9 protein-coding genes are annotated in these 12,250 nt (G+C 68.3%); 2 read left to right on the forward strand and 7 right to left on the reverse strand.

The window, feature by feature from the left end; all coding sequences use genetic code 11:
• Positions 1-15: 15 nt before the first annotated feature.
• The gene (locus IPK85_14830; protein ID MBK8248665.1) at positions 16-1,581 is read right to left on the reverse strand and encodes a peptide ABC transporter substrate-binding protein; all 1,566 of its coding nucleotides are present in this window, start codon (positions 1,579-1,581) and stop codon (positions 16-18) included.
• Complete coding sequence (locus IPK85_14835; protein MBK8248666.1) at positions 1,578-3,323, reverse strand: M28 family peptidase; 1,746 nt, start codon at positions 3,321-3,323, stop codon at positions 1,578-1,580. Before IPK85_14835 ends, IPK85_14830 begins: the two co-directional genes overlap by 4 nt.
• Before the next feature lie 132 nt (positions 3,324-3,455).
• Between IPK85_14835 and IPK85_14840 the strand changes: the two genes are divergently transcribed.
• On the forward strand, positions 3,456-4,949 hold the full coding sequence (locus IPK85_14840) for an amidohydrolase family protein (protein ID MBK8248667.1): 1,494 nt from the start codon (positions 3,456-3,458) through the stop codon (positions 4,947-4,949).
• Here IPK85_14840 and IPK85_14845 read toward each other — a convergent pair.
• The 4 genes from IPK85_14845 to IPK85_14860 form a co-directional block, all read right to left on the reverse strand.
• Positions 4,946-6,385, reverse strand: a complete 1,440-nt coding sequence (locus IPK85_14845) for a multicopper oxidase domain-containing protein (protein ID MBK8248668.1) — start codon at positions 6,383-6,385, stop codon at positions 4,946-4,948. The genes IPK85_14840 and IPK85_14845 overlap by 4 nt on opposite strands.
• Positions 6,382-7,464, reverse strand: a complete 1,083-nt coding sequence (locus tag IPK85_14850) for a PLP-dependent cysteine synthase family protein (protein ID MBK8248669.1) — start codon at positions 7,462-7,464, stop codon at positions 6,382-6,384. The genes IPK85_14845 and IPK85_14850 overlap by 4 nt, the downstream gene beginning before the upstream one ends.
• 192 nt (positions 7,465-7,656) lie before the next feature.
• Positions 7,657-8,853, reverse strand: a complete 1,197-nt coding sequence (locus IPK85_14855) for a N(4)-(beta-N-acetylglucosaminyl)-L-asparaginase (protein MBK8248670.1) — start codon at positions 8,851-8,853, stop codon at positions 7,657-7,659.
• Positions 8,854-8,910: 57 nt separating this feature from the next.
• Positions 8,911-10,020, reverse strand: coding sequence for a hypothetical protein (locus tag IPK85_14860; GenBank protein MBK8248671.1), 1,110 nt, complete (start codon positions 10,018-10,020; stop codon positions 8,911-8,913).
• Between the two features lie 196 nt (positions 10,021-10,216).
• On the opposite strand from IPK85_14860, the gene IPK85_14865 reads away from it, so the two are divergent.
• Positions 10,217-10,933, forward strand: a complete 717-nt coding sequence (locus IPK85_14865; protein ID MBK8248672.1) for a L,D-transpeptidase — start codon at positions 10,217-10,219, stop codon at positions 10,931-10,933.
• Here IPK85_14865 and IPK85_14870 read toward each other — a convergent pair.
• On the reverse strand, positions 10,923-12,239 hold the full coding sequence (locus IPK85_14870; protein ID MBK8248673.1) for an aminopeptidase P family protein: 1,317 nt from the start codon (positions 12,237-12,239) through the stop codon (positions 10,923-10,925). The genes IPK85_14865 and IPK85_14870 overlap by 11 nt on opposite strands.
• Positions 12,240-12,250: the final 11 nt, after the last annotated feature.

Below are 12,250 nucleotides of genomic sequence, written 5' to 3' on the forward strand. Positions count from 1 at the left end.
ACAGGAGGAACCGGGTCACGACCCCGGTCCGAGGGACAATACCTCGCTGTGGCGCAGGGCGTCACGAATGCCGAGCGCCGGCAGGCCACGGAGGCGGGTGGTGGCTGCCTGGATTTCGCGCGGATAGAAGAGGACGAGGACCGGTGGATCGTCGCGCTCCACGCGCTGAAAGGCCCGATAGATTTCGCGGCGCGCGGTCGGGTCGGACGTGCGGCGGCCGGCGAGCAACAGCGAGTCCGCCGTGCGGTTGCGCCACCGCACGTGATTGTTGTCCTGGTCGCTGGCGTAGAACGCGTACTGGTCGGGGTCTGGTGGGGTGGTCCACCAGATCAGGATCGCCTCATAGTTCCCGGGCAGCACACGATCGCGCACGAGCGCAGCAAACTCCATCGTGCGGAGGCGCACAGTCATGCCGATGCGCTCGAGGTCCTGCTGGACGGCCAAGGCGGCCTGCTCCCGGGTGGGATTCCCCTTGTCGACCAGGAGGTCGAAGGCAAAGTCGCGCCCGGCTGCATTCCGCAGCTTGCCATCGGCGTCCCGGTGCCATCCCGCCTGCGCCAACAAGGCTTGGGCGCTGTCCGGGGCAAAGGGGATGGGGTGGAGCGTGGAGTCGTGGTACTCCCGCAAGGCGACCGGGATCGTGCCCGTCGGCAGGTCGGCATATCCCTTGAGCACGCCCGCCACGATCGCTTCCCGGTTCACGGCAAACGCCATGGCGCGGCGCACCGCCGGCGCGGAGAAGAGGTGGGACATGGTGTTGAACCCGACGTACCAGTGCTGCACGACAGGCACCTGCCGAATGGTGATCCCGTCCTGGTGTTGCACGCTGCCCAGGTTGGCCGGTTCGATCGTGATCAGGTCGAGTTCGCCGGCGCGCAGTTGCGCCACCTGCGCATTGATGTCGGGGACGACCTTGAAGATGAGGCGGTCGAGCCCGGGTGGCGCGCCGTACCAGTGCGGATTCCGCTCGAGGACCACGGTGGCCCCGGGGGTCACCTGGGCAAGGCGGAACGGGCCGGTGCCAATCGGCGTCGTGCGATTGAAGGTGGTCGCGTCGCTGAGTCGCTGGCCGCGGAGCAGGTGTTCGGGCAGGATCCCCGCGTTGTAGCCGAGGAGGGTAAGCAGGGGTGCGAAGGGCGCGCCCAGGCGAAATCGAACGGTCAGGGAATCGACGATGTCGACGCCGTCCACCGCGGCGAAGTCCGAACGGAGGCGCGTGCCTGACGCGAGGTCGAGGATCTGGTCGAAGGTGAACTTGACGTCACGCGACGTGAACGGAGCGCCGTCGTGCCAGCGGACGCCGGGCCGCAGGTGAAAGGTCCAGGTGAGTCCGTCGGGGGCGACCTCCCACGAGGTGGCGAGGTCCGGGGTGGGCTGCAGGGCAGTGTCCGGCCGCACGAGGGCCGAAAAGATCACCTTGTTGACCATGACCGATCCCAGGTCCGGTGCGATGACCGGGTTGAAGATCGGGTCGTTGATGATCGGGAGGCGAAGCGTCCCGGCGACTCCCGCCGGCGCGGTATCGCAACTGGCGAGGGCGACGAGCGTGCCTAACGACAGATGGCGCAGCCAGCGGGTCATGCCATGGCCCGTTCGACGGTTCGCCGCGCGTCGCGAAGGGCCGCGACGAGGCGGTTCTCCCCGCGCACCAGGTGGGTCCGGAGGAACCCGCGATGTTCCACCGGCAGGTGCGGGGCCTCGAGAGCGACCGCGAGGTCGGGAAGTGGGGGCGTGGTCTCCGCCGGGTCGTGGAAGAACTCGGGGCCGCGCGTGTAGTTCACCGGGACGAGGAGGCGCGCGAGCCGCCGCAACGCGCGATTGGTCCGCCGGGTGCGCTCGTCGCCGACGGTGAGGGCCGCGACCTTGCACGCGTGCACGCCGAAGCTGTCCAGGGTCGCGTCCAACTCGTCGAGGGCCTGGCGGGCTGCGGCAAAGGTGTGTAGGCCGCCGAGCGGTGCCTCGTACCGCGCGAGGGTGTCCCGAAAGGTCCGCAGTGTCGCGCGGAAGTTGAACGGGGCGACGGTGGCGTTGGCCACGCCCATCACGGCGGCGAGGTACACCTTCATGTCGCGCAACAGGATGTCGCGATCGGCGATCTCGAGCAGGTCCTCCTCGGTGTGCCAGGCGATGTTCGCCCCACAGCCACCCACGGCGTAGTAGCCGAGTTGCTCACGGTGGTCGTGCCGCATGGTGGACGACAACATGAAGAACGAGGAGATCCCGATGTTGTTGAACGAGTAGTCGCCGGCCTGGTGGGGGCGCTCCCCCTTGAGCTCCTTGTCCGCGATCGCCTTGATGACGCGGGCGCACCATCCCTCGGTCTCTTCCATCAGGGAGACATCGATGAACTCCGTGGCCCAGCGGCAGCCCGGGGAGTCGCAGTTTACCTGGGCGATGCAGTGCTCGTAGAGGTCGATGGCAAAGTGATCGGCAAACCACGTGCTGCCGGCATAACGCCCGGTGGAGTGCCCCGGCCACCAGGCGATGCGCACCGACCGCTTGAGCTGTGCCCGGTGCTGCCACAGGACCCGCGCCACCTCCAGCAGGGTCGCGTCGCCCACGGCGTTGTCCCCGATGCCGAAGTCCCACGAGTCGTAGTGCCCATGGAGCAGCACGAAGCTCTCGGGTTCGTCGGTGCCGGGAATGGTGACCACGGGAACGGGGGACTCGAACCACCCCTCGGTGACCTCGCTCGTGAGGGTGATGGTGGCCCCGGACTTGGCCAGTTCGATGAGCGCGGAGCCGTCCGGGTTATTCACCGCCACCACGGCGATCTTCGGCTTGCGCGGCAGGTCGCGCAGGTCCGGCGTTCCCCAAACCGTAGTGCAAATCCCCCAGTGGGCATTCTTTCCGGGGTTGACGGCAATCATCCCCAGGGCGCCGCGCTGCTCGAAGTAGGCGACCTTGCCGGGCATGCCGAAGCCTTCGCTCAACACGATCTTGCCTCGCAGGTCGACCTCCTCATCGCTCACGAAGCCCTTGGTGAACATCTCATCGGCGTTGCGTGCATACCGCGCCGGCACATAGGCGAGCGGCGCCGTGAGCCCGGCCGGATGCGCCACGCTCATGGCCATCGGCTTCGCCCGAAAGTGCTGCGCGCCGACGCTGACCTGTGCCTTGCCCGGCAGTGAGAGGAACAACTCGGGGCGGTAGACGTCCACCGGGACCCCATGCGCGCGCAGCCGCGAGACGATCTCCTCGCACGCGGTGTCCACATCGGTGGGATGCTCGCGACGGAGCGTCGTGAACCGCTCGATCAGTGCCCAGGGCGCATCGAGCGTGACGTCGTTGATGGCGGTCAGGACTTCGGTGGGGAGGGACACTGCGTGGCGAGGCGAGGGGGGACAGGGCAGACGGCAGACGGCGGAATCGAGGATTCGGGAGTGGCGGCGTCAAGGCACCTGTTGCACTCGAGTCTCGCAGGACACCTTCGCGGCGTCCTCGAATCCCCGCCCATGCTGCTCCCGAACGTCTCGCACGCCCTGCGGCACGCCACACTCCTGCTCGCCATCGCCCTCGTCGCGCCACGCGCGCTGCGCGCGCAGGAGCCGGTCACCGCCATCGTCGGTGGCACCATCATCGACGGCAACGGAGGCCCTCCCATCGTGGAGGGCGTGGTGGTCGTCCGGGGATCGCGCATCGTTGCCGTCGGCCAGTCCTCACAGGTCGTGGTCCCGCGCGGTGCGCGGGTGATCGACGCGAAGGGCAAGTGGATCACCCCGGGGTTCATCGACGCGAATGTCCACGTCTCCATCTACAGCGGGCTTGAGAACTTCGCGCGTTACCAGGATCGGTTCGCCGCCGTGGCGCTGGAGGCGGCGCAACTCCACCTGAAGGTCGGTGTCACGACCATCCGGGATTCCTATGGCATGCTCGCGCCGCTCAAGGCCACGCGCGATGCCATCACCCGCGGGGAGGCGATCGGCCCGCGCCTCCTCTTTGCCGGGAACATCGTGGGGTGGGGCGGGCCCTGGTCCTTCTCCTTCACGGGTCGTCCCCCGGAGAACCTGTCGCTGTTGCAGGAGCAGATGAACGACGCGATTGCCGCCGGTGGTGGCGAGGACCTGGTCAACATGGAGCCGGATTCCCTCCGCGCGGCGATCAACCGCTACCTGGACCAGGGGGTCGACTTCCTCAAGTTCGGCGGGACCTCGCACTTCGGCTTCCCGGTCTTCATCGGCTTCTCCGAGCGCGCCCACCAGGTCATTGTGGACGCGGTGCACGCGCGCGGGCTGGTCGCCGAGACGCATTCGACCACCCCCGAGGGGCTGCGTATCGCGTTGCGCGCCGGTGTGGACCTGGTCCAGCACCCGGAAGTGCTCGACGTCCCGATGTCCGATGAGCTGGTGCAGCTCTTCATCGAGCGGAAGGTGGTGTGTGGCATGCTCGCCAACACGATGACCGGCAAGCCGTGGGCCGACTACGCGCGACGCCGGGCCCGTGAGGACTCCACCGCCAGGCTGCGCGCGGACTCCGTGCAGCGCGGGCTGCTGCGCGCGCGCACGGGGGCCGAGCAACGTCGTGACCGCGGTGACCAGGGGATGGCCATTCGTCGCGCGAACGCGCAGAAGCTCATTCGCGCGGGGTGCATCACGGCACCGGCAACGGACAATTACCTCGGCCTCGCCCCGGAATTCCGGCGTGATGCGAAGCCGGACTGGCAGGAGCCGGGCCTCGGCACCCTCGCCGCCATCGAGGGATTCGTTGAGCTGGGGATGACGCCGATGCAGGCACTGACCGCCGCCACGAAGAACGGGGCGATCGCGAGCAAGGCGCTGGACGACTACGGGACACTCGAGGCAGGGAAGGCAGCCGACCTCCTCATCCTCTCCGCGGACCCGATCGCCGACATCCGGAACATTCGCCGGTTGGAGCTGGTGATGCAGGGTGGCGCGGTGATCGACCACGCCGCCCTGCCCACGCGCCCGGTCTGGTCGACGCGACGTTAGGCGGGCTCGAGGGCGACGTTCAGCATCATCCCCATGTCCTCGTGCACCAGGTTGTGGCAGTGCAGCAGGTACAGGCCCGGGTGCGGGCCGAAGAACACGTCGACGGTGACGACTTCAGACGGCAGGACCAGCACGGTGTCCTTCCATCCCTGCTCCCACGGGTAGACCTCCCCGCGGCCGCCGGTGCGCGTGCGGACGGCGAAGTGGGCCGCGTGCAGGTGCACCGGGTGCGGGACCGGGCCGTCGTTGACGAAGGTCCACCGTTCCACGGCGCCGGCCGTGGTGACGACGTCGCGCCGCGACATGTCGAACGCCATCCCGTTGATGGTGTGGTCCATCATCATCGAGCTGAAGACGAACCGGCGTTCCGCGGCCCCGCGCGGCAGCGACGGGATGGCGCGTGAGGCCAGGGTCACGGGTGGCGCCGAGATCACCCGCGAGCGACCAACGTCGAAATGCATGATGATCCCGGCATCGCCCTGCCGTCCGCGCATCATCTCCGGGCCGCGCCCCATCCCCCTGGGCCCGAAGGTGCCCGCGGGGAGGGTGAACGCGCGCGTCTCCAGCGTGACGCGCTTCCCAGCCGCCGCCGTGAGGTCCACCAGCAGGTCCAGTCGCTCGGCGGGGGCCAGCCAGACCTCGCCCACGGGGATGGGGGTCGAAACCATCCCACCATCGGTCCCGATGACGCGCATCGTGCCCGGGCCCGCCAGGCCGAGGCGATAGATGCGTGACGCGGAGCCGTTGAGCACGCGGAGGCGATACACCGCTGGCTCCGCCGGGTGTGCGGGCGCTGGTGCGCCGTTGGCGAGGATCGTGTCCCCAAAGTAGCCGGCCATCATCGCCGGGCCGCGCAGGTCGTAGGCCAGCTCGCCACCCGTGCCGAGGGTGCGATCTTGGATCACGAGGAGCAGCTCGCGTTCGGCGGGCGGGAGCCCGCGCGTGCGCGCCCCGGGATCCTCGATGACGATGAGGCCGGCGAGTCCGCGATGGACCTGGTAGCCCGTCCGCATGTGCGTATGTGGGTGGTACCAGGCGAGGCACGCCGGTTGGTCCACCGTGAAGTCGTAGCGGTAGGTCGTGCCCGGGGCGATGGCCAGGCGCGGGTGGCCGTCTGCTGCCTCGGGGACGACCAGGCCATGCCAGTGGGTGATGGTGGGTTCCGGGAGCTGGTTCTCGAGGGTGATGGTCGCACGTTCGCCGCGCTGCACGCGGAGTGTAGGCCCGGGGAGCGCACCATTGTACAACCACGCGTCGACCGGGGTGCCGTCGACCGTGGCCGGCCCCGGCGCCGCACGCAGGGTCAGTCCCTGCACTCCAACGATCGGTGGCTGCTGCAGGCCGGCCCGGGGCTGGGGGAACAGCCATCCGCGGCGGGACCACCACCCTGCCGCCGCGAGCCCGCCCGCCATCCCGACGAAGTGACGCCGGTTCATGCCGCCCCCGCGCGCGCACCCGGTGGACAAAAGTCGCAATGACGACGGATCACATCAAAGCCGTACAGCGTCACGTCGGGCGTAAGGAACCCGTCGCGCACCGGCTCCTCGTGCATCAGGTCGGTGCTGAGGTACTTCTTGTTGGAGTCGCAGAAGACGGTCGCGACGTCGGCTCCCGTCCCGAGCGTGTCCGCGGCGACGAGCGCGCCAAGGAAGTTCGCGCCGGACGAGATGCCCACGGCGAGGCCTAACGACGACGCGAGGGCCTGGGCCATACGGATCGCGTCCCCGTCGTCGACGGCGATCACGTCGTCGAGGAAGGTGAGGTCCACGATGTCGGGGATGAACTCATCGGAGATGCCCTGGATCCGGTGCTTGCCCACCTTGTGGCCGGTCGACAGGGTGGGAGAGTTGGCCGGCTCCAGTGGGTGCACCTTCGCGCCGGGATGGACGCGGCGCAGGTAGCGCCCCACCCCCATCACCGTGCCCCCGGTGCCGACGCCGGCAACGAAGGCGTCCAGCGTCCGCCCATTGGCGTTGAGCTGCGTGACGATCTCGGGGCCGGTCGTGGCCTCGTGGGCGTACACGTTCCAGTGATTCGAGAACTGACGCGGCAGGAAGGCTCCCGGCGTGGCTGCGGCCAGCGCTTCGGCTTGCGCGATCGACCCGAGGAATCCCCCCTGCGCGTGGGATACCAGCACGACGTCAGCACCAAACGAGCGGATGATGTTGATGCGCTCGCTGCTCATCCAGTCGGGCATGAAGATCGTCACGGGGTGCCCGAGCGCTCGACCGAGCGCCGCGAAGGAAATGCCCGTGTTGCCGGACGTCGCCTCGATGATTCGTGAACCGGGGAGGAGCTGGCCGGCGGTGGCCGCATGGTGCAGGATCTGGATGGCCATCCGATCCTTGATACTCCCCGTGAGGTTCATCGACTCCAGCTTCGCGAACACCTGGCGCCGGTGCCCGCGAAAGGTGCAGTCGATAGCCAGCAGCGGGGTGTTGCCGATGAGCGCGGCGAGACCGGCGAACGGCGCAAGCCCTGGCGGCGGATCCGCGCTCGGGTCGGAAATGGCGATGGGCAGGGGATCGTGCACGAGGGGAATGGGTTGGAAACGCGCGTACGATGTCGCGTTTCACGTCTCGTGGACGTCAGGGGAACCCTCGCGTGGAGTAGGGAGGGCTGGAGCACCACGGCCGTTTTCCCCCGGGACGGCGACCGGGGCCGCGCGATGTGGCGGGGGTGACCGTTCACTCTGCAGTGCCAGTCGTCAGGGCGCGCCGTCCAGCAGCGGTTCCAGCTCGCGAGCCTCCGCGCCGTTCTCCGTACACACGGCGAACTGTGTCTCCCCGGCGTGGTACATGGCCACTCCGGCGAATTCTCCCCGCTTGTTGAGCACGAAGAAACGGATGTTGAAGTTCGGGTTGCCCTTGTCGTTGAGCAGGCGCGCCTCGACGGTGTTGGCGCGAATGCGCTTCAGCGCTTCCATCCCGGCGTCCTTGGGCGACATCCCGCGTCGCATGGACTCGACGATGAGAAATGACGACAGGTTGTAGAGGTTGGCTTCACCGCGCCCGGTCGAGCCCGCCGCCCCGACGTCGTTGTCGACGTAAAGTCCAGCGCCGAGGATGGGGGAATCTCCCGTGCGACCGGGGATCTTCCAGGCAAGTCCAGACGTGGTGGTGACTCCACACAGGTCACCGGTGGCGTTGATCCCGTTGCAGTTGATCGTGCCCCAGAAGCTCCCTTCCCGCAGCAGGCCGTCCCGCACCATGGAGCGGCCGGCAGCGAGGGCGCGTGACTCCCAGGCCGTGTCGCGCGGTTGGTGCCAGGAGAGCTCCCCGGGGTCCCGTTCATGCTTTGGCTTGGGCTGTCGCTCCTTGCCTTTGGGGTCGAGCCAGTGCTCCGGGTCGACCCGCCGACGCCACTCACGCCACAGGCGACGTGAGTTCTCCGTGTTGAGGTCGTCCTCGACGGTGAATCCCATCTGCCGCGCGAACTCGCGCGCGCCTTCGCCGCTGAGCAGGTGGTGGTCCGTGTAGTCCATCACCGCCTGAGCGACAAGTGACGGCGTGCGGACCCCCTCGATGCACGCGACGCCCCCCGCCCGCTTGCGTGGCCCGTGCATGCACGAGGCGTCCAGCTGGACGACGCCGTCGGCGTTAGGCAGGGCGCCGTACCCGATCCCGGTCTCGAGGGGATCGAGTTCCGGAATATTCACGCCGGCGATCAGCGCATCGAGCACGTCCTTGCCCTCGGTCATCAAGCGGAAGGCACGCTGGACGGCGTTCTCCGTGCCGCCGTTCCGGAACTCCCAGCCGGAGTAGTCAGAAATCACCACCGGCCTCACCGCGCGCTGCGCGCGCACGGCGGGGGCCCGCGCGTGGTCAGCGGCGAGGGCAGTGAGTGGGGCACCAGTGGCGACGGCGGCGGTGCTGCTGCGGACGAACTCTCGGCGGGTGACCATGGCGGGCAGGGAGGGTGAGGACGGGAATAGTCCTCCCGCGCCCGGCCGGCGCAAGTGTCACCGGCGCGGCAGGGCGAAGAGCGAGTCCCATGCCGCGAGCGCAGGCTTGGGCCGCAACTCGCTGTCCACCAGCCCCAGTCGGGTGAAGAGCGAGAGGATCTCGTCGTACCCCGCGGGCACGTCAAACGAGGTCACGTCCATGTCCGCAAAGTTGAGCTGCAGCCATGCCACTGCGCGCGCTGCCGCCACGACCTCGCCAAAGCGCCGGATGTATGCCGCCTGTTGCGACGCCGAGGACGCGACCCCGGTGACGTTGGCGGAGGACCAACCGCCCTCGGCGATGAAGAGGGGAAGGGCGCGCCCGCCCGTCAACCGGGAGAGATAGTCGATCGGAATCTCGGACGGTGCGGCGAATCCTCCCAGGTACGGATAGCTGGAGACGCCGAGCGCCTGGATCCAGGGGAAGTCGCGGAGGTCGTCGTCCACCCCTTCGTACCGATTCGTCTTCTGCAGTCGCCCCCAGGCCACCTCGGCCTGCACCGTCGTGTACAGCGTGAGGGATGGGAAGTTCGCCCGCACATCAGCGGCGGCCGCGGCCGTCATGGCGCGAAGGCCATCGTAAACGCCGCGCGGCGCGGCGAGCCGGATAAGGTTGGTTTCGGCGCCGAGCCCCACGTACTGCGGACGGACGACGGTGACAACGGACCGGACGAATTCACGAAAACGTTGCTGAACGATCGGCTCGGCGATGCTGCGCCCCAGCTCGCGCAGCTCCCGGGCCTCCTTCTCACGGCCGAGGCCATCGGTGCCGTCGAAGGTGACGAAGATCGGCAGGTTCTTGCTGCGATAGAACGTGGCCAGTCCGTCGAACTCGCGCGTGATATACCCCGCGACATCACCACCGCTGAGGAGGAGCTTCCAGGGTGGTTCCACGTGGAGGATCGCGGCGTCGGCGCGCGCGGACCACATGGTGATGGACGCGACCGCCGCCGCGAAGTCGTTCTTTGGCGGAAAGCCGGAGAAGCCCATGCGGAAGGAGCGGTTTCCCGTTGCGGCGGAGTCGGGCGGCACGCTGTCCCTCGGTGCGGTGGCACACGACCCCGCACACAGCACGCACCACGCGAGTCCCGCCAGCGCGAGCTTCACGCAGGCGTTGTTGGTTGTCATTCGGCGCCTCCGTCTCGATCCACCGATGAGTGGCTCGGGCGACTGGGGTATATGACGTAGGGGAAACCGCCCTGTTCCGTGGACGCAGGGCCACCCCATTGTGTCCCGGGAGCAGGCTGCGGAAGGACCCCGGACAGGAGAGCGGCCCACCCCGCGACGGATCATGGGGACATTCAGCTCGCGCGCTCGATGGGCGGTGACGACCCTCGTGGTCGCATGCGCAGGATTGTCGGCACAGCCAGCGCCGGGGGTGCTCCGCCTGGACATCAACCTGCCGGCGTACCGCCTGGCGGCTTGGCGGGATACGTCGCGCGTGGGGACGTGGGCCGTGAGTATCGGGGCGCGTCAGTGGAAGACGCCGACCGGGATGCTCGCCGCGGTGGCGGTCGAATGGAACCCGTGGTGGATTCCGCCGGCGAGCCCATGGGCGCGCGGGGAGAAGGTGACGCCTCCCGGGCCGGACAACCCGATGGGTCGGGTGAAGATCTCGCTCGGCCAGTTGATCTTCGCCCACGGCACGCCGTTTCCGGAGAGTGTCGGGCAGGCGGCATCACACGGGTGCCTGCGGATGCGGAACGATGATGCGATCGCGCTGGCGCGGCTGCTGCTCGTGGCGTCGGGCATCGACACGGGGGTCGTCCACGCGATGGCCACGGACACGGCCACTCGACGCGTGGACGTGGTTCCCCCGATCGTGGCTGCCCTGCGCTACGACCTCATCGAGTGGCGCGCGGATACGCTGTGGCGCTACCCCGACGTCTACCGCCGGGGCGGGGCGACCCTCACGCAGGCGCTCGCTGTCCTGGGGCAGGCGGGGGTCGACACCACGGCGGTCGATCGGCGCGCGATCAGCCAGTGGCTCACGCGTCGCATCACGCGGCCCTCGGCCTGGGTGCCTACGCTCAGCGAATGAGCTGGATCCGGTGGTTGATCGGCGACAGCCATTCGACGCCGCGCGAGGTCACGATCGCGTCGTCCTCGAGCGGGATGCGCAGCTTCTTGCCACCCCATTCCGGGATGGGGGTGTAGGCGAACAGCTCAATGGAAAACAGGTTCGTCGGGCGGATCTCGTAGTTGAGGCGTCCGGGATTGAAGAACGCCATCGACGGCCCGATCCCGTGTCCCCAGTCGCCGACCGAATGGCAGCCGAGGATAAACTCGGTACTGCTGTCCTCCCGCACCTGGTTGAAGCCGCGCATCGCCATGAAGCCGGCAGCGGTGATGGCCGTGTTCATGTCCTCCAGCATCGCCTTGGCCGTCTTGCCGGCCTTCGCGGTCCTGCGGATGACCTCGCGCACCTTCACGGCCTGGTCAAAGGCGTTCTTGATGCTCGCCGGGAGCGCGATTTCGCCTGGCTTGAGCACGTAGGCAATGCGCTTCTGGTCGGTCCACATGTTGAGGTACCCGACCCCGAAGTCGATCATCAGGATGTCGCCGCGCTGGATGATGCGGTCGTTGGAGGTTGCCTCGATCCCGTTGGGTCCGGTCACATAGATGCTCGGCACCTCGAACGACGCGCCGAGCCCCCGGGTGAGCATTTGCTCCTGGATCCACCACGCGACCTCGGCCAGCGTGGTGACTCCAGGGGTGATGACCTCGTTCGACAGGGCGCGCTCGGCGATTTGTCGGCCGATCTCGGTCGCGTCCCCAAACGCGACGATCTCACTGGCGACCCGGCGCGAGCTGAAGTCGCTCACCATCTTTTCGGCGGAGACCAGGCGGGTGGCCAGCGCGGGGCCGAGTTCGCGGACGATGTGGGCATGCAGGGTGTGCGTCAGCCCGTCCGCCATCCCCATCTCCTCGGACATGTTGAGACCGATCTTGCGCGGATTGCGGGTGGTGACGAACTCCGCGAGTCCCACGCTGGGTGAATCGATGTCGTAGGCACCGCACGCGGCGCGATTGTGGTCGGTGATCCCGATGGCGGCGCGCTCGATGCGGTCGCCGCCGCGGTCAGTGAAGATGTAGTAGCCGACGGTGCCCACGTAGCCACGGCCCAGCATGTTCCACAGCGGTTCGTAGTTGCCCTCCTTCATGGCGACGATCCACATGTCGACGCCGTTCTCGCGCATCGCCTCGGGGAGGATCCGGTCGAACTTTTCGCGACGGATCTCACACAGGCGTGCCCAGCGGTTGCGGGATTCGTAGTGCGACTGCGCGTGCGCGGCGGGGACCGCGAGCAGCAAAGTGAGGCACAGGCAGGCGACGCGTGGCGACATGGCGAGCGGGG

The sequence above is a fragment of the Gemmatimonadota bacterium genome (genome assembly GCA_016712265.1).
GTDB lineage: Bacteria > Gemmatimonadota > Gemmatimonadetes > Gemmatimonadales > Gemmatimonadaceae > RBC101.

Bases quoted from the DNA above. Each gene is read 5' to 3' on its own strand.
- IPK85_14830 (MBK8248665.1), bottom strand. From the start codon at position 1,581: ATGACCCGCTGGCTGCGCCATCTGTCGTTAGGCACGCTCGTCGCCCTC.
- IPK85_14840 (MBK8248667.1), top strand. From the start codon at position 3,456: ATGCTGCTCCCGAACGTCTCGCACGCCCTGCGGCACGCCACACTCCTG.
- IPK85_14845 (MBK8248668.1), bottom strand. From the start codon at position 6,385: ATGAACCGGCGTCACTTCGTCGGGATGGCGGGCGGGCTCGCGGCGGCA.
- IPK85_14855 (MBK8248670.1), bottom strand. From the start codon at position 8,853: ATGGTCACCCGCCGAGAGTTCGTCCGCAGCAGCACCGCCGCCGTCGCC.
- IPK85_14860 (MBK8248671.1), bottom strand. From the start codon at position 10,020: ATGACAACCAACAACGCCTGCGTGAAGCTCGCGCTGGCGGGACTCGCG.
- IPK85_14870 (MBK8248673.1), bottom strand. From the start codon at position 12,239: ATGTCGCCACGCGTCGCCTGCCTGTGCCTCACTTTGCTGCTCGCGGTC.